This is a genomic window from Halomonas urmiana (genome assembly GCF_005780185.1).
Lineage (GTDB): Bacteria > Pseudomonadota > Gammaproteobacteria > Pseudomonadales > Halomonadaceae > Halomonas > Halomonas urmiana.
Window position 1 is genome coordinate 157964 of sequence record NZ_VBUI01000001.1, and the last position, 16037, is coordinate 174000.

General features: G+C 69.8%; 15 protein-coding genes and 1 other RNA gene. 8 read left to right on the forward strand and 8 right to left on the reverse strand.

What is annotated here, in order from left to right:
• Nucleotides 1-10 precede the first annotated feature (10 nt).
• Nucleotides 11-589, reverse strand: a complete 579-nt coding sequence (locus FEI13_RS00795; RefSeq protein WP_138178770.1) for a UPF0149 family protein — start codon at nt 587-589, stop codon at nt 11-13.
• A gap of 159 nt (nt 590-748) precedes the next feature.
• Between FEI13_RS00795 and FEI13_RS00800 the strand changes: the two genes are divergently transcribed.
• From FEI13_RS00800 to FEI13_RS00810, 3 genes are all read left to right on the forward strand, one after another.
• Nucleotides 749-1048: a cell division protein ZapA gene (locus FEI13_RS00800; protein WP_138178771.1), complete on the forward strand. Its 300-nt coding sequence runs from the start codon at nt 749-751 to the stop codon at nt 1046-1048.
• Nucleotides 1049-1101: 53 nt separating this feature from the next.
• Nucleotides 1102-1285: non-coding RNA, 6S RNA (ssrS, locus tag FEI13_RS00805), on the forward strand.
• A gap of 9 nt (nt 1286-1294) precedes the next feature.
• Nucleotides 1295-1927 (forward strand): 5-formyltetrahydrofolate cyclo-ligase, encoded by a 633-nt coding sequence (locus FEI13_RS00810; RefSeq protein ID WP_138178772.1) that lies wholly within the window; start codon nt 1295-1297, stop codon nt 1925-1927.
• Between the two features lie 468 nt (nt 1928-2395).
• On the opposite strand, the gene ilvA is transcribed toward FEI13_RS00810, so the two are convergent.
• Nucleotides 2396-3910 (reverse strand): threonine ammonia-lyase, biosynthetic, encoded by a 1515-nt coding sequence (gene ilvA / locus FEI13_RS00815; protein WP_138178773.1) that lies wholly within the window; start codon nt 3908-3910, stop codon nt 2396-2398.
• Nucleotides 3911-4063: 153 nt separating this feature from the next.
• On the opposite strand from ilvA, the gene rpiA reads away from it, so the two are divergent.
• A complete protein-coding gene (gene rpiA, locus FEI13_RS00820; protein WP_138178774.1) occupies nt 4064-4738 on the forward strand; it encodes a ribose-5-phosphate isomerase RpiA in 675 nt (224 codons plus the stop codon).
• A 22-nt stretch (nt 4739-4760) separates the two neighbouring features.
• Here rpiA and waaA read toward each other — a convergent pair whose 3' ends face one another.
• From waaA to FEI13_RS00835, 3 genes are read right to left on the reverse strand one after another with little or no spacing between them, the layout of a single operon-like run.
• Complete coding sequence (waaA, locus tag FEI13_RS00825; protein ID WP_138178775.1) at nt 4761-6062, reverse strand: lipid IV(A) 3-deoxy-D-manno-octulosonic acid transferase; 1302 nt, start codon at nt 6060-6062, stop codon at nt 4761-4763.
• Nucleotides 6062-7492: a bifunctional D-glycero-beta-D-manno-heptose-7-phosphate kinase/D-glycero-beta-D-manno-heptose 1-phosphate adenylyltransferase HldE gene (gene hldE, locus FEI13_RS00830; RefSeq protein ID WP_138178776.1), complete on the reverse strand. Its 1431-nt coding sequence runs from the start codon at nt 7490-7492 to the stop codon at nt 6062-6064. The genes waaA and hldE overlap by 1 nt, the downstream gene beginning before the upstream one ends.
• Complete coding sequence (locus FEI13_RS00835; RefSeq protein WP_138178777.1) at nt 7482-8579, reverse strand: glycosyltransferase family 9 protein; 1098 nt, start codon at nt 8577-8579, stop codon at nt 7482-7484. Before FEI13_RS00835 ends, hldE begins: the two co-directional genes overlap by 11 nt.
• Between FEI13_RS00835 and FEI13_RS00840 the strand changes: the two genes are divergently transcribed.
• Nucleotides 8578-9303 carry a 3-deoxy-D-manno-octulosonic acid kinase gene (locus tag FEI13_RS00840; RefSeq protein WP_138178778.1) on the forward strand — a complete coding sequence of 242 codons (726 nt, stop codon included), beginning with the start codon at nt 8578-8580 and terminating at the stop codon, nt 9301-9303. The genes FEI13_RS00835 and FEI13_RS00840 overlap by 2 nt on opposite strands.
• Here FEI13_RS00840 and FEI13_RS00845 read toward each other — a convergent pair.
• Nucleotides 9285-10424 (reverse strand): glycosyltransferase family 4 protein, encoded by a 1140-nt coding sequence (locus tag FEI13_RS00845; RefSeq protein WP_240036379.1) that lies wholly within the window; start codon nt 10422-10424, stop codon nt 9285-9287. The two genes, FEI13_RS00840 and FEI13_RS00845, sit on opposite strands and share 19 nt — an antisense overlap.
• A 44-nt stretch (nt 10425-10468) precedes the next feature.
• On the opposite strand from FEI13_RS00845, the gene FEI13_RS00850 reads away from it, so the two are divergent.
• Genes FEI13_RS00850 through FEI13_RS00860 form a run of 3 tightly spaced genes read left to right on the forward strand, consistent with a single transcriptional unit; the run spans nt 10469 to nt 13942 of the window.
• Nucleotides 10469-11557: a glycosyltransferase family 9 protein gene (locus FEI13_RS00850; RefSeq protein WP_138178779.1), complete on the forward strand. Its 1089-nt coding sequence runs from the start codon at nt 10469-10471 to the stop codon at nt 11555-11557.
• A complete protein-coding gene (locus tag FEI13_RS00855) occupies nt 11554-12327 on the forward strand; it encodes a glycosyltransferase family 2 protein (protein ID WP_138178780.1) in 774 nt (257 codons plus the stop codon). The genes FEI13_RS00850 and FEI13_RS00855 overlap by 4 nt, the downstream gene beginning before the upstream one ends.
• The gene (locus tag FEI13_RS00860) at nt 12320-13942 is read left to right on the forward strand and encodes a sulfatase-like hydrolase/transferase (RefSeq protein ID WP_138178781.1); all 1623 of its coding nucleotides are present in this window, start codon (nt 12320-12322) and stop codon (nt 13940-13942) included. Before FEI13_RS00855 ends, FEI13_RS00860 begins: the two co-directional genes overlap by 8 nt.
• 38 nt (nt 13943-13980) lie before the next feature.
• Here FEI13_RS00860 and waaF read toward each other — a convergent pair whose 3' ends face one another.
• A complete protein-coding gene (gene waaF / locus FEI13_RS00865) occupies nt 13981-15021 on the reverse strand; it encodes a lipopolysaccharide heptosyltransferase II (protein WP_138178782.1) in 1041 nt (346 codons plus the stop codon).
• Nucleotides 15014-15970: an ADP-glyceromanno-heptose 6-epimerase gene (gene rfaD, locus FEI13_RS00870; protein WP_138178783.1), complete on the reverse strand. Its 957-nt coding sequence runs from the start codon at nt 15968-15970 to the stop codon at nt 15014-15016. The genes waaF and rfaD overlap by 8 nt, the downstream gene beginning before the upstream one ends.
• Between the last annotated feature and the right edge of the window lie 67 nt (nt 15971-16037).

Genomic DNA, 16037 nt, shown 5'->3' on the forward strand with positions numbered 1-16037 from the left:
GGCCATCGGCTCAATGGTGGGTCGGCTCGTCGACCTGCTCGACCTGGGGCTTGCCGGGATGCTGCTCGGTGTAGAGCAGCATGGCCGCCATACGCGCATGCTCGGTGAGGGCGAAGAGGTCATTCTCGTTCTCGGCGCTGTCCTCGATGTCGGTCTCGATGGCGGTCAGGCCGGCGAGATCCTCCAGGGCCTCGCGCAGGGCCGGCGACCAGTCGCGGCGCGGCGCGTCGCCGGCATCGGCCACCACCTCGAGGAAGCCGAGGGTCCACTCCTGCAGGCCCTGAGCCCGCTCGGTCAGCGAGAACAGCTCGTCGGGCAACAGCGGCTCGAGGTTGAGATCGGCCGCCGACAGTGCCTCGAGGGCCTGGCGCCGCCAGCCCAGCAGGCGCTCGGCGCTGGCCTCGTCGCGCGGCTGCTCGACGCTCAGGCTCAGGCAGACCTCCTCCAGCCAGGCCTCGGGGGTGATGTCGTGCAGGGCGAGGGAGGCGCAGAGGCGACCGTCGAGGAAGGCCGGCGACTGCATGCTGCCGTGCAGCAGGAAGGTGTCGGCGATGGTCGAGAAGTCCTGGCGCTCATTGATCAGTGACATGGCAAGTTCCGCTGATGGAGCCGGCGCGCGCGTTGACCGCCCGCAAACGGCTCTCTTATAGTGACTGGGTTTCGCTTCAGGCCTTGATGTTAACGCATCGACCCTGCATGACGCGCACCCGTGCGCCCCCTATGCCACTGGCCCTTGCCGGAGCCTGCCATGACCGAGCCGACACGGCCGACCACCGAGATCACCCTCCTGGAGCGTCCCTACTCCATCGCCTGCCCGCCGGAGGAGCAGGACAAGCTCGAGCGGGCCGCCCGCTACCTCGATCGCGCCATGCAGGGCATCCACGCCCAGGGCCGGGTGGTCGACCGCGAGAGGATCGCCATCATGGCGGCCCTCAACATCGCCCATGAACTGCTCGAGACCCTCGACGACCAGCGTGCCGGCGAAGAGAACCTCAACGCGCTCACCGCCCGCCTCGAGAAGGCGCTGGACGCCGTCCCCACCCGCTGAGCGGGCACGCAATTGCCCCTTTGGCCCGGCCCCAGCCTCTGGTAGGATGAAGAAGTTCCCTGGGGTGTTGGCCAGTCGTTATAGTCCCTCGAGCCTATGCGCAGTACCCAGGGGGCCAAAGCTAGCCGAACCCGTGTGCACGTCCGTGCGTCGGAAAGCCTGACGGTTCGGCTGCGGCCACCCACCTTGAACCACTGGGTTCAAGGGCCAGAACGACAGCGGCACTCTGGGGAACTCTGATCCGACATGATCGCCATGCAGGATACCGCCGCACCCACCCCCTCCGACGATGATCGTCGCCGGCTGAGACGCGAACTGCGTCGCCGCCGACGCGAGCTGTCGCCCCGAGAGCGCCGCGAGGCCTCCGAGCGACTCTGCAGGCGCCTGCGCCGCCTCCCCGAACTCCAGCGCGCCCGCCGCGTGGCCCTCTACCTGCCCAACGACGGCGAGATCGATCCCACCCCGCTGATCGACTGGCTCGAGCGCCGCGGCAGCCGCGCCTACCTGCCGGTCCTGAAGCCGCTCTGTGACAACCAGCTGTGGTTCGTGCACTACCATGCCGGCACGCCCATGGTGGCCAACCGCTACGGCATCCCCGAACCCCAGACCCGCCACGGGGCGCACCGCGCCCGGCGCACGCCGACCTGGGCGCTGGACCTGATCCTGCTGCCGCTGGTGGGCTTCGACGAGCTGGGCCAGCGCATCGGCATGGGCGGGGGCTTCTACGACCGCACCCTGGCCTTCACCCGTCGCCCGGGGCCTCGCCCGCGGCTGATCGGCCTGGCCCACGAGGCGCAGCGGGTGGCGCGCCTGCCGGCGGCGCCCTGGGACGTGCCGCTGGATGCCATCGCCACCGACGCCCGACTGATTCGTCCCTGAGGCTTTCCTGATACGGCCACCAGGACCACGCGCCGCACTCGCCAGGGGGCAGAAACGACGACGGCCGATGCCATCGCATCGGCCGTCGTCATCCGGCGGGGTCGGGCAGGGCGATGGCCGCCGTCCTGCGGTGGCCTCAGCCGCCCGCCAGCGCCTGGGCATAGCCGGTGGCCACGATCCCGATGCCGAAGACCAGCACCAGTGCCATGACCAGATCGGGCTTGCGCTTCATTGTGAAGGACTCCATGGGAGACGGGACCGCGTGGGTCCGGTGTGAAGATGATGGTGGCGTCACCACGGCGGTGATAACACCGCGATGACTATAGAGCCTCGTGCTTACGCATGACAACAGGCAGTCTCAGTACGTTACATATCTAAACACTTGCATGACCGAGACTACAGGGTGAGTCAGTGCTCACTCTAGGCCCTGTCTCGAAGCCCTCTCGCGTCCCCACGGCGACGCGATCCTCAGGCCATGAAGAGCCGGTAGGCCGGGTTGTCACTCTCCTTCCAGTAGCGGTAGCCGATCTCGTCGAAGTAGCCCTCGACGTGGCGGCGATCGCCATTGGGCACCTGCATGCCGACCAGCACCCGGCCGTAGGCCGCGCCGTGGTTGCGGTAGTGGAACAGCGAGATGTTCCAGTCCTGGGGCAGGTGGGTGAGGAAGTTCATCAGCGCGCCGGGGCGCTCCGGGAACTCGAAGCGATAGACCTCTTCCTCGAAGTGCTCCTTGGGACGGCCGCCGCCCAGGTGACGGATGTGCAGCTTGGCCAGCTCGTTGTCGGTGAGGTCCTCCACCGGGTAGCCGGCGTCGCGGAGCCGGTCGATGACCGCCTGGCGGTCCTCGCCGCCGGGCTTCACCTGCACGCCGACGAAGATGTGGGCCTGCTCGGGCTCGGCGTAGCGATAGTTGAACTCGGTGACCATGCGCTTGCCGATGGTGCGGCAGAACTTCTTGAAGCTGCCCGGCTTCTCGGGGATGGTCACGGCGAGGATCGCCTCGCGCTGCTCGCCGAGCTCGGTGCGCTCGGCGATGTGCTGCAGGCGATCGAAGTTGGTGTTGGCCCCGGAGTTGATGCAGATGAGGGTCTCGTTCTCGGCGCCGGTCTGCTGAATGTACTTCTTCAGCCCGGCCAGCGACAGCGCGCCGGAGGTCTCGGAGACCGCCCGGGTATCCTCGAAGATGTCCTTCACCGCCGCGCACATCTCGTCGGTGTTGACGGTGATGACGTCGTCCACCAGGCCGCGCATCACGGCGAAGGGCGCCTCGCCGATCTGCGCCACGGCGACCCCCTCGGCGAACACCCCGACCTGGTCCAGCACTACGCGCTCGCCCGCCGCCAGCGCCGCCTTGAGGCAGGCGCTGTCCTCGGACTCCACGCCGATCACCTTGATCTCGGGCCGCAAGTACTTGATGTAGGCCGCCATGCCGGCGATCAGACCGCCGCCGCCGACCGGCACGAAGATGGCATCGATGGGGCCACTGTGCTGGCGAAGGATCTCCACGGCGATGGTACCCTGCCCCGCGATGACGTCGAGGTCATCGAAGGGCGGGATGTAGGTGTAGCCGTGCTCGGCGATCAGCTCCTGGGCATGCGCCGCCGCCTCGGCGAAGGCATCACCCTTGAGCACCACCTTCGCGCCCCGGGCCCGTACCGCGGCCACCTTGATCTCCGGGGTGATGCGCGGCATGACGATCACCGCCTTGACGCCCATCAGCTTCGCCGCCATGGCCAGGCCCTGGGCATGGTTGCCCGCCGAGGCGGCGATCACGCCCTTGGCCTTCTGCGCCTCGTCGAGTTGGGCCATCTTGTTGTAGGCCCCGCGGATCTTGAAGGAGTAGACCGGCTGGAGGTCCTCGCGCTTGATCAGGATCTGGTTGTTGAAACGACGGGAAAGCAAGGGGGCCGGCGAGATGGGGGTCTCCCGGGCGGCCTCGTAGACCCGGGCATTGAGAATCTTCTTGACGGTAGCTTCGAGCATCCTGATATCCCAGAAGTGACGCGAGGAGCACCGTGACCGGCGCCGCGAGGAACCCTTATTGGTAGCATTCCGGCGGCCGTGGCGTCCAGCATCCTTCGGCGCCATGGCCTATAATGGCGCCGCATTCGCCACCCACCAGATAGCGAGCACGACATGACCCAGGACGAACTCAAGGACGCCGTGGCCGCCGCCGCCATCGACGAGATCCGCCCGCACCTCGGCCGTGATAGCGTCATCGGCGTCGGCACCGGCTCCACCGCGAACCGCTTCATCGACCGCCTGGCCGAGTTGCGCGGCGACTTCCGCGGTGCCGTGGCGAGTTCCGAGGCCAGCGCCGAGCGCCTGCGAGGCCACGGCATCGATCTCTTCGAGCTCAACGAGGTGGGCACCGTGCCCGTCTACGTCGACGGCGCCGACGAAGTGAATGCTCACCTTCACATGATCAAGGGCGGCGGCGCGGCCCTGACCCGTGAGAAGATCGTCGCCGCCTGCGCCGAGCGCTTCATCTGCATCGCCGACGGCTCGAAGAGGGTCGCGACCCTGGGCGACTTCCCGCTGCCGGTCGAGGTGATCCCCATGGCGCGCTCCTACGTGGCCCGGGAACTGGTCAAGCTGGGGGCCGATCCGGTCTATCGCCAGGGGGTGGTCACCGACAACGGCAACCAGATCCTGGACTGCTATGAATTCATGATCGACGACCCGGTCGCCATGGAGGCGCGGATCAATGCCATCGTCGGGGTGGTCACCAACGGACTCTTCGCCGCCCGAGGCGCCGACCTGCTGCTGCTCGGCGGAGAGCAGGGCGTGGAACGGCTGCTGCCCGCCTGACACCCAACCCCGGAGCGAGTCCTCACTCCGGCTCCAAGAGCCTCGCCAGTCCCGCCAGGGTGCGTTCCAGGGCTCCCCGGTTGGCCGCCACCACGCCGCGGCCGGCCGCGGCCAGGCGTCGGCGTTCGGATTCGTCGTCAAAGAGCCGCCCCAGGGCATCGCTCAGCGCCTCACCATCGGCCACCTCGACCAGCGCCTCGGCCTTGCGCAGCGTCTCGGCCACATCGAGGAAGTTGGCAAGCTCGGGCCCGGTGAGCACCGGCACGCCCAGCGCCGCCGGCTCCAGCAGGTTGTGGCCGCCGATGGGCACCAGGCTGCCGCCCACGAAGGCCAGGTCCGCCGCGCCGTAGAGCGCTAGCAGCTCGCCCATGGTGTCGCCCAGGTAGACGGCCGCCTCGTCGCCGGGCCATTCGTCCCGGGAGCGGCGCGCCACCGAGAGGCCCGCCCGAGCGCACAGCTCGGCCACGGCCGCGAAGCGCTGGGGATGGCGCGGCACCAGTACCAGCAGCGCCCTGGGAACAGTCGCCCTCAGCCGCGCGTGGGCCGCCAGCAGCTGCTCGTCTTCCCCCGGATGGGTGGAACCGGCCACCCAGACGGGTCGACGACCCAGCCGGGCACGCAAGCGCTCACTCGCCTCGCGAGTCTCGTCATCGACGGCGAGATCGAACTTCAGGCTTCCCACCACCGCGCTGCGCTCGGCGGGCATGCCCAGCGCGCGGAACCGTTCGGCATCCTCCGCGGACTTGGCCGCCAGCCAGCTCACACGGCCCAGGGCGTCGCGCATCAGCGGCTTCAGGCGGCGATAGCCGCGGAAGGCGCGGGGCGAGAGCCGGCCATTGACCACCGCCACCGGCACCTTGGCGCGGTCGCAGGCGGCCAGCAGGTTGGGCCACAGCTCGGTCTCGAAGAAGATCGCCAGCTCAGGGCGCAGCCGGGTGACGAAGCGGCGCGCGGCGCCGGGGAAATCCAGCGGCACGAAGTGATGGCTCACTTCGCCGGAAGCCTTCCCCTCACCGGATGTCTCCGACAGCGCCAGCACCCGCTGGGCGCCAGTGGCGGTCATGGTGGTGATCACCAGGCAGTGCCCGGGCCAGCGCTCGCCGAGGGCCTTGATCAGCGGGCGGGCGGCCTGTACCTCCCCCACCGAGGCACAGTGCAGCCAGATGATCCGCTCGCCGTCGCTGGCGGGGGAAACCAGACCCAGCCGCTCGCGGCGGGGGCGACCGGGGAGCTGCTCGCGCCAGACGCGCTTCCAGGCCAGCGGGGCGAGGAGATAGAGGGCCGCCGAGTAGGCGCGGCGGGCCCAGGCGGGAGAGCACCGCATCAGGTCTCGCGATCGAGGATGGTGGAGATCATCGCGGTGGTGGAGACGCCGTCCTCGAAGCCCAGCACCCTGACCTCGCCGCCGGCCTCGCGCACCGCGGCGCCACCGGCGATTTCCTCGGGCCGGTAATCGCCGCCCTTGACCAGCACGTCCGGCAGCACCGTCTCGATCAGTCGCTGGGGAGTGTTCTCGCCGAAGGGCACCACCCAGTCGACGGCGCCGAGGCCGGCCAGCACCTGCATGCGCCGCGCCAGGGGATTGATGGGCCGCTTGGGCCCCTTGAGGCGGCCGATGGAGGCGTCGTCGTTGACCGCCACCACCAGCCGGTCGCCGAGGCGGCGCGCCTGCTCCAGGTAGGCGACGTGGCCGGCGTGCAGGATGTCGAAGCAGCCGTTGGTCATCACCACCCGCTCGCCGCGCGCCTGGGCGGCGCGCACCGCCTCGACCAGGGGCGCCTCCTCGATGACGCCAAACTCGGCCAACTTGTCGCCGTGCAGGGCGGTGTAGAGCTCGGCGATGGAGAGGGTCGCGGTGCCGGGCTTGGCCACCACCAGGCCGGCGGCCAGGTTGGCCAGGGTCATCGCCTCGGCGAAGCCGTGCCCGGCGGCGAGCGCCAGGCCCAGCACGCCGATCACGGTGTCGCCGGCGCCGGTGACGTCGTAGACCTCGCGGGCCCGGGTCGGCAGGTGCAGCGGCTCATGATCCTCGCGGATCAGCGTCATGCCCTTCTCGCTGCGGGTGATCAGCAGTGCCTCGAGCTCGAGCTCGGCACGCAGCGCCTCGCCCCGGGCGGCGAGCTCGGCGTCGTCGCGGCAGTGGCCCATGACCGCCTCGAACTCGCCGAGGTTGGGGGTGATCACGCTGGCCCCGCGGTAGCGGCGGAAGTCGCTGCCCTTGGGGTCGACCAGCACCCGCTTGCCGGCGCCCCGGACCATCCGGATCAGCTCCTCGACGCGATTCAGGGTGCCCTTGCCGTAGTCGGAGAGGATCACCAGGTCACAGCCGGGCAGGGCCGCCTCGACCTGCGCCAGCAGCCCCGAGGTATCCACCTCGCCGAGTCCCTCCTCGAAGTCCAGGCGAATCAGCTGCTGGTTGCGGCTCATCACACGCAGCTTGGTGATGGTGGGAATGCCGGGGCTGCGCGCGAAGCGAGTGCTCACTCCGGAATCCTCGAGCCGGGTCACCAGCCGGTCGGCGTTGTCGTCGTCACCCACCAGGCCGGCCAGGGCAGCATGGGCCCCGAGGGAGGCGATATTGAGGGCCACGTTGGCGGCGCCGCCGGGACGGTCCTCGGACTCGTCGACCCTGACCACCGGCACCGGGGCCTCCGGCGAGATACGGGAGGTGCCGCCATGCCAGTAGCGGTCGAGCATCACGTCGCCCACCACCAGCAGGCGGGAGCGCTCCAGGGCGGTCAGATCAAGCTTCATCGGGGGACTCCGTCTCGATGGGGGACTCGGGGTGGATCAGCAGTGCCTCGAGGCGGTCGATCACGTCCTCGGCACGAATCAGCGACATGGCGTCGGGGTGGCGGACCCGCTGGCCCCAGGGGAGTTCCGCGGGCGACTTGTGCAGGTAGCTGCGCACGGCGTCCGGGTAGCGGTCGACCACGTACTCCCGCCACCGATAGGGGCCCGCCCGATCGGGATTGGTGGTGGCGTAGAGCCCGACCACCGGCGCCCCCAGGGCGTTGGCCATGTGCACCGGCCCCGAATCCGGGGCGATCACCGCCCGGGCACCCTGGATCAGGGCCAACAGGCCCTTCAGCGAGGTCTCGCCGATGACGTCGATCACCACCTCCGGCGAGCAGAGGGCCTGGATGCGCTCGCCCAGCTCGCGCTCCTGGGTGCTGCCGCCGCCGGTCAGCACCGCCTTCAGGCCGTGCTGGCGCCAGGCGTGCTCGATCACCGCCGCATAGCCCTCGGCGGACCAGTTGCGGAAGTTGCGCAGCCGGGGGTTGGCGCAGGGGCTGATCACGAGGAAAGGCGCCTCCCCGGTGATGCCGCGCGCCTCCTCGACCGCGGCCTCGGGCACCGGCAGGTCCCAGGTCAGCGAGAGATCCTCGACGCCCAGCAGGCGTGCGAAGTCGAGGTAGGACTCGAGCACATGGGCGCGGGAATGGGGCGCCAGCTGACGCTGGGTGAACCAGTGCTGGGCATCCTTGGCGCGTGCCTTGTCATAGCCCACCCGAAGGTCGGCCTTGAGCCCCAGGGAGAGCACGCTGGCGCGCAGCGCCTGCTGCATGTGCAGCAGCACGTCGAAGCGCGTATCGGAGAGCTGGCGCCACAGGGCCCGCATGCCGGCCAGGCCCGTCGCCTTGTCGTAGACGACGAACTCGACCCCGGAGAGGCCCGCCAGTAGACTGTGCTCGCCCTTGCCGACGATCCAGGTGATCCGCGCTTCGGGCCACTGACGCTGCAGGGCACGGACTGTCGGCACCAGGTTACAGACATCGCCCAGGGCGGAGAGTCGCAGCACGCAGATGTGCTGGGGTCGATCGGGCAGAGGATGCTTCATGCGGTTGGCAACGTATCGAGCGGGAAAGAGTTGCATTCTATATGATGCGGACAGTTTATGTGACGCCAGCCGGGCGCCACAAACCGCGCCGCCGCTCACGCTCGAGGGCTTCGACCCCGGCTGGTGGCGCGACGCCGGCCGGGTCACCGGTGAGGCGCCGGGTCGCGGCGCCAGCCTCTTCCTGGACGCCGGCGAGGGCGTTGAGTGGGTGCTGCGCCCCTATCGCCGCGGCGGCCTGGTCGCTCGACTCAGCGACGCCCGCTACCTCTGGACCGGCCTGGAGCGTACCCGCGCCTTTCGCGAGCTGCGCCTCACCGCCCACCTGCACGACCAAGACCTGCCGGTGCCCCGCCCGGTGGCGGCCCGGGTGACGCGTCACGGCCTCACCTACGAGGCGGCGCTGATCACCGTGCGGCTTCCCGGCGCCCGCGCCCTGGCCGAGCTCCTCTCGCGGCAGCCGGCCGACGACGCCCTGCTAGAGCGGGTCGGCGCCACCGTGCGACGCTTCCACGACGCCGGCCTCGACCACGTCGACCTCAACGCCCGCAACCTGCTGATCGACCCCGAGGGGCGGGTCTGGCTGATCGACCTGGACCGCTGTCGGCTGCGGCGGCCCGGCCGCTGGCAGGCGGCCAACCTGGCGCGCCTGCAGCGCTCCTTCGAGAAGTTCGGCGCCGCCGAGGCCATGGCGGCCGTGCGCCGCGGCTACGAGGCCTCGGCGTAGGCGGCCACGAGCCCCGCCACGTGCGCCTCGAGGGTGAAGTCGCACTCAACGCGCCGGCGTCCCGCCGCCCCCAGCGCCTCCCTCAGGGCCGCGTCGTCCGCCAGCTCGGCCAGGGCCTCGCCCCAGGCGGCGGGATCGTCCGGTGCGGCGAGGCGCCCCGTGGCGGGGTCGATCAGCTCGGGGATGGCGCCGCTGTCGCTGCCGACCACCGCCTTGCCGGCCGCCATGGCCTCGATCACCGTCAGCCCGAAGGCCTCGTTACGCGAGGGCACGCAGACGATGTCCATCGCCTCGAAGAGCCGCGGCAGGTCGCGGCGAAAGCCGACGAAGGTGATGCGCTCCTCCAGGCCGAGCGCGCGGACCCGGTCGCGAAGTTCCGCGACGAAGGCCTCGCTGCTGCCCTCATCGGCGGTGAGCCCGCCGACCAGCAGGCCCTGCCAGGCCAGTGCCGGCCGATGCTCGGCCAACCAGGCCAGCGCCTCGATCCACACCCGCTGCCCCTTGCCCGGGGTCAACCGCCCCGCCAGGCCGATCGCCACCGCGCCCGGCGCCACGCCGAGCTCATCGCGCAGCGCGGCCCGCTCGCCCGGCGACAGGCGCGGCGCATAGGGCGCCGGGTCGATGCCCAGGTAGAGACGCTGGATACGCGCGGCGGGCAGGGGGAAGGCCGCCAGGTTGCGCCGGCGGGTCGTCTCGCTGATGGAGAATACCCGGGTGACGCGACCATAGGCCCAGCGGTGGTAGGGATCCTTCTTGGGGCGGGTGACGCCCATGTGGTCGGTGAAGAAGAGCCGCAGGGACGGACGCAGGCTCACCAGCAGGGCGCCCAGGCGCAGGTCGCTGGATTTGTGGCAGTGCAGCACGCCGATCTCGTGGACCTTCAGGTAGGCCAGCAGCCGGCCGAGGCCCAGCAGCGCGCGACCGCGCGAGGGCACCGTCAGCGGCGTGATGCCGACCTCGGTGAGGCTCTCGGCCACCCGGGAGCCGGCCAGGGCCAAGCCGTGGGCCTCCCACCCCTGTCGCCTCAGCTCGGGTATAATGCGCGACGGATACATTTCCAGTCCGCCCCAGCCGTTCGAGAGGCAGATATGCAGGACCTTGCGGGACGACTTGCAGGACAAGGCGCTCTCCTTACTTGCGGTTGCGGGCCCCGGGAGCCCGGATGATGACACTTTCCCCTGCCAGGGACGGCGACCGCCCTCGCCTGCTGATCGTTCGCAACGACAAGCTCGGCGACTTCATGCTGGCCTGGCCGGCGCTGGCCTGCCTCAAGGCGGCCGACCCGGCCCCCCACGTCAGCGTGCTGGTGCCGGGCTACACCGCGCCGCTCGCCCGACAGTGCCCGTGGATCGACGAGGTGCTGCTCGACCCCGGCGAAGACGCCGGCCGCGAGGCGCGGCGCGACCTGCTGAGCACCCTGCGCGCAGGCCGCTTCGATGCGCTGCTGACGCTCTTCTCCACCCCACGCATCGGCTGGCTGGGCTGGCGCGCCGGCATCCCATTGCGCCTGGCCCCGGCCACCAAGTGGGCGCAGCTATTCTACAACCGCCGGGTCACCCAGCGCAGGTCGCGCTCAGAGAAACCCGAATACGTCTATAACATGGAGCTGGCCGACGCCCTGCTCGACGCCCTGGGCCTCGCCGTGCCGCCGCGCCCCGCGCCGCCCTTCTGGCCGCTGCCGCCCGGCACCCGTGACGCCGAGCGTGCGCGCCTCGTCGACGAACTCGCCCTGGAGGCCTCGTCGCCCTGGGTCTTCCTGCACCCGGGCAGCGGCGGCTCGGCGGTCAATCTCACCCTCGGGCAGTACGCGGGCCTGGTGGCTGCGATCGACGCGCGCCTCGACGCCGCCTCGCCACACTGGGTGCTGACCGCAGGGCCGGGCGAGGAAGCGGCGACCGACCGGCTTCGACAGCGGCTCGCCGAGGCGGGGATCACCGCCCATCGGCTGCCGGCGCGCCGCGGCATCGACGACTTCGCCCGGAGCCTCTCGGCCGCCGACCTGTTCATCGCCGGCTCCACCGGCCCGCTGCACATCGCCGGTGCCCTGGACCGACCGACGGCGGGCTTCTATCCCTCGCGCCGTTCGGCCACCCCGCTGCGCTGGCAGACCTGCAACGCCGAGGCTCACCGCCTGGCCTTCTGTCCCCCGGAGGGCGCAGACGAGCGCGACATGTCGAGCATCGACCTCGAGGCCGCGGCGAGCCGAATCGCCGAACGCCTGCCGCACCTCCCGACCCGCGAGACGACCCCATGACGCCCATCACCGGAATCATCATCACCCTCGACGAGGCGCAGAACATCGCCGACTGCATCGCCTCGCTGCAACCGGTCTGCGACGAGATCATTGTCGTCGACTCGGGCAGCCGGGACGACACCGTGACCATCGCTGAGTCGCTGGGCGCCACCGTCATCCACCAGCCCTACCTGGGTGACGGGCCCCAGAAGGCCTTCGCCGTCCCCCGGGCACGGCACGACTGGATCCTGGCCCTCGATGCCGACGAGCGGCTCGACGACGATGCGGTCGCGGCGATCCGCTCCCTGGCGCTGGACGACCCCGACAAGGCGTATCGCTTCAACCGCCGCAACTTTGCCGGACACCACTGGATCAAGGCGGCCGGCTTCTATCCCGACCCGGTCACGCGACTCTACAACCGCACCACCTCCGGCTACCTGTCGAAGAAGGCCCACTCCTCGGTGCAGGCACCCGACACCGTGGACACGGGCAGCCATATCCGGCACTTCACCTATCGTGACCTGTCGCACTGGATCACCCGCATCGACCAACTCTCGAGCCGTGATGCCTGGGCGATGAAGGAGAGGGGAAAGGGTCCGTCGCCCTGGCGCCCCACCCTGCATGCCGCCAGCGCCATGCTGCGCAAGCTGATCCTCAAGGGCGGCCTGTTCCAGGGCACGGATGGCATGACGGTGGCCATCACGACGGCATTCCATGTCTACATGAAGTATGCGAAGTTGAACGAACTCCACGAGAATGAACGGGCCAACGCCTCTTCGCACCATGCCTAGCGCGGCACCGAAACTTCGCCATCCCCGCTGGTGGGCCCTGCTCGTCATCGGGCTGTGGCTGGGCTATGCCCTGGCCATGCTGACCCGACTGCCCACCTGGGCCCTTCCCCTTGTCACCGTGGGCTGGCTGGTCCTGGCGCGCTGGCGTCGCTGGGGAGCGCCCGCGTGCCCCCGGCCGGTGGCACGCGTTTGGCCCTGGTCGCTCGTTCCCCTGGTCCTGTGGGGCCTGTATGTCTACCTGGCCGCCAGCTTCGGGGAGGTCGACCTCGGGGCGGTATTCTTCCACCTCCAGGCCGGCATCTCGGAGCACGGGGGGAGCGGGCGGCTCGTCTCCGCCCTCCTCCACACCCTGAGCATGCTGCTGCTGCTCGTCTCCTTCACCTGGCTGGTGCGGGTCGATCGCCGCTGGCGCACGACGGAGCGCCTGCTAGCCGTAGTGCTGCTGGCCGGCAATCCGATGCTCTACGGGCTCGGCCAACGCGGCGCCGCCATCGTCACCGATGACGGTGCCTGGCTCGATCGGCAGTACGTGGCACCGGTGATCCTCGACGCGCCCCGCGCACCGCCCAACCTGCTGCTGCTCTACCTGGAGAGCATCGAGCGCACCTACGCCGATCGGGAGCGTTTCGGCGATGCCTACGCGCCCCTGGAGGCACTTGGCGAGCGGGCCCTGGTCGTCGAGGGCGTGCGCCAGCTCGACAACACCGGCTGGACCATGGCCGGCATGATCGCCAGCCAGTGCGGCACGCCGCTGATGCCGGCCGGCCTGCTCCACGACAGCCAGTTCGAGCCGCTCGGGCGGGTCGTGCCGGGGGTCGACTGCCTGGGGGACCTGCTCGCCGAGCGCGGCTATGCGCTCTCCTATCTGGGCGGGGCCAGCACCCGCTTCGCCGGCAAGGGCGTCTTCTACCGCGATCACGGCTTCGATCGGGTGATGGGGCGCGAGGAGCTGGAGCCGCGGCTTCCGGATCCCGACTACGTCAACAGCTGGGGCCTCTACGACGATACGCTCTATGACTTCACGGTCGAGGAGATCCGCCGCCTGGAGCGCCAGGGAGGCCCCTGGGGGCTGGTCAACCTGAGCATCTCCGGCCACGCCCCCAACGGCTATCCGGCGCGCGCCTGCCGCGAGCGTCAGGGCGAGTTCGACGGCACCGACATCCTCTATTCGGTGGAGTGCTCGGCGTGGCTGGCGCGCCGCCTGGTGCAGCGGCTCGAGGCCGAGGGGCTGCTGGAGAACACCCTGGTGGTGGTTGCCAGCGACCATCTGACCATGCGCGTCTCCGCCTGGGAGCAGCTGGTCGCGGAGGAGCGGGAGAACACCCTCATGCTGATGGGCGAGCGGGTCGCGCCGCGCCGGGTCAGGGTCGAGGCGTCGACCATGGATATCCTGCCGACGGTGCTCGAGGCCATGGGATTCGTCATCGACTGGCACCGGGCGGGACTCGGCGTCTCGCTGCTCTCCGACCAGCCGACGCTGATCGAGGAGCACGGGCTGGAGACCCTGAACGCCCGCCTGCGGGAAGAGACGGCTCTCCAGGAGCGGCTGTGGGAGGGCCTGGCCCCCTCGCAGCGCGCCGCGGCGACAGAGGCAGTAGTCGTGCCCCGAGGCTGATCCGCCGCTCACCCATGGCACGGCTCGGAGGCGCGGCCCTAGGGCATCGCCGCCAGCACCGCCTTGAGGACACGCTCCGGAGTGAGTCGCTTCAGGCAGTCCGTATGCCCCAGCGGACAGGTGCGCTGAAAACAGGGCGAGCAGTCCAGGGCCAGGTAGTGAATCTCGGCGTTCTCGGTCAGCGGCGGCGTGTAGGCCGGCGACGAGGAGCCGTAGAGGGCCTGGACCCGAGTCCCCACCGCCGCGGCCACGTGCATCAGCCCGGAGTCGTTGGTCACCACCTGCCGGCAGTCGCCGAGCAGATCGACAGCATCTGCCAGCCGGGTCCTGCCGCAGAGGTTGTGGGTATGGGGCAGCCCCTCGGCGATCACCTCGCCGGCGTCGAGATCCTTGGGCCCGCCCAGTATCCGCACCTCGAACCCCTCCACCACCAGGGCCCTGGCCAGCCCGCGAAAATGCGCGAGGGGCCACTGCTTGGCGGGGCCGTACTCGGCGCCCGGCATCATGCCGATGGCCGGGCGCGACGACAGCCCCAGCGCGACTCGCTGCTCGACCAGGTTGTCGATATCCAGGCGCAAGGAGGGCCGGGGAAGCGCGAAGTCACCGGTCTCGGCCACCTCGCGGGGCAGCCCCAGCGCCACGAAGCGCTTGACGGTCTGATCCAGCGTCGCCTTGTCGAGGGCGCGGCGATCGTTGAGCAGGCCGAAGCGCTGCTCGCCGGTGAACCCCGTCCGCCGGGGAATACGCGCCAGGAAGGGCACCAAGGCCGACTTCCAGGAGCGCGGCAGCACGATCGCCCGATCAAAGCGTCCCTTGAGGGAGGCGGCCAGCTGCCGCCGGCTCGCCAGGCCGAACTCGCCGTGCCCCACCTCGAGGCCCGCGACCTCGTCGACCTCGTCCATGCGCTCGAGGATCGGCCGCGACCAGCCGGGCGCCACCACGCCGATGCGGCAGCCCGGGCGACGCGCCTTGAGGGTCTTGAACAGACTCTGGGCCATGACCATGTCGCCGACCCAGGAGGGGCCCACCACCAGGATGCGCTCCCCCTCACCGTCGAGCGGCCCTGCGGCCTCAGCCATTCAGCCACTCCAGATAGGCACTCACGCCCTCGGCCACAGTGCAAAACTCGCGGTCGTAGCCCGCCTCGCGAAGCCGCGAGATATCGGCCCGGGTATAGCTCTGGTAGCGTCCCTTGAGCTCGTCGGGAAAGTCGATGTACTCGATCTCGCCCTTGCCGTAATGGTCGATGACCGCCTCGCCGATCGCCTTGAAGGGCTCGGCGCGGCCGGTGCCCAGGTTGAAGATGCCGGAGGCCTCGGGGTGATCGAGGAACCACAGGTTCACGTCCACCACGTCGCCCACATAGACGAAGTCGCGGCTCTGCATGCCGGCCTCATAGCCGTCCCAGGCGCCGAACAGCTTGAGGTTATGGCCAGCGCGGATCTGGGTATGGTGATGGTAGGCGACGCTGGCCATCTTGCCCTTGTGCTGCTCGCGGGGCCCATAGATGTTGAAGTAACGGAAGCCCACCACCTGGCTCTCGAAGTCATCGTGACGGGCCCGCACGTACTGGTCGAACAGCAGCTTGGAGTAGCCATAGACGTTGAGCGGCTTCTCGTGTTCCGGCGCCTCATAGAACACCTCGCTGCCGCCATAGGTGGCGGCCGAGGAGGCGTAGATGAAGGGGATGCTTTCGCGCTGGCAGAAGTGCAGCAGCACCTTGGAGTACTCGAAGTTGTTCTCGAGCATGAAGCGGCCGTCCCACTCGGTGGTGTCCGAGCAGGCGCCCTCGTGGAAGATCGCCTCGATGGGCGGCAGATGTGACTCCTCGCCGTTCATCGCCGCCTTCACCCGGGCCAGGAAATCATCCTTGTCCAGGTAGTCGCCCAGCGTGCAGTCAGCCAGGTTGACAAACTTGGTGCCGTCGCTGAGGTCGTCGACCACCAGGACGTCGTCGCGGCCACGGGCGTTGAGCGCCTTGACTAGATTCGAGCCGATAAAGCCGGCTCCGCCTGTTACTACGATCATGGGAATCCTCTTCTCCAGGCCTGCGCCTATAACCGATCTGCCAGTAATTGTATACTTGACGGCTCGT

Coding starts and splice junctions, on each gene's coding strand:
- FEI13_RS00795 (WP_138178770.1), bottom strand. CDS start 589: ATGTCACTGATCAATGAGCGCCAGGACTTCTCGACCATCGCCGACACC.
- FEI13_RS00800 (WP_138178771.1), top strand. CDS start 749: ATGACCGAGCCGACACGGCCGACCACCGAGATCACCCTCCTGGAGCGT.
- FEI13_RS00810 (WP_138178772.1), top strand. CDS start 1,295: ATGATCGCCATGCAGGATACCGCCGCACCCACCCCCTCCGACGATGAT.
- ilvA (WP_138178773.1), bottom strand. CDS start 3,910: ATGCTCGAAGCTACCGTCAAGAAGATTCTCAATGCCCGGGTCTACGAG.
- rpiA (WP_138178774.1), top strand. CDS start 4,064: ATGACCCAGGACGAACTCAAGGACGCCGTGGCCGCCGCCGCCATCGAC.
- waaA (WP_138178775.1), bottom strand. CDS start 6,062: ATGCGGTGCTCTCCCGCCTGGGCCCGCCGCGCCTACTCGGCGGCCCTC.
- hldE (WP_138178776.1), bottom strand. CDS start 7,492: ATGAAGCTTGATCTGACCGCCCTGGAGCGCTCCCGCCTGCTGGTGGTG.
- FEI13_RS00840 (WP_138178778.1), top strand. CDS start 8,578: ATGCGGTTGGCAACGTATCGAGCGGGAAAGAGTTGCATTCTATATGAT.
- FEI13_RS00835 (WP_138178777.1), bottom strand. CDS start 8,579: ATGAAGCATCCTCTGCCCGATCGACCCCAGCACATCTGCGTGCTGCGA.
- FEI13_RS00850 (WP_138178779.1), top strand. CDS start 10,469: ATGACACTTTCCCCTGCCAGGGACGGCGACCGCCCTCGCCTGCTGATC.
- FEI13_RS00855 (WP_138178780.1), top strand. CDS start 11,554: ATGACGCCCATCACCGGAATCATCATCACCCTCGACGAGGCGCAGAAC.
- FEI13_RS00860 (WP_138178781.1), top strand. CDS start 12,320: ATGCCTAGCGCGGCACCGAAACTTCGCCATCCCCGCTGGTGGGCCCTG.
- waaF (WP_138178782.1), bottom strand. CDS start 15,021: ATGGCTGAGGCCGCAGGGCCGCTCGACGGTGAGGGGGAGCGCATCCTG.
- rfaD (WP_138178783.1), bottom strand. CDS start 15,970: ATGATCGTAGTAACAGGCGGAGCCGGCTTTATCGGCTCGAATCTAGTC.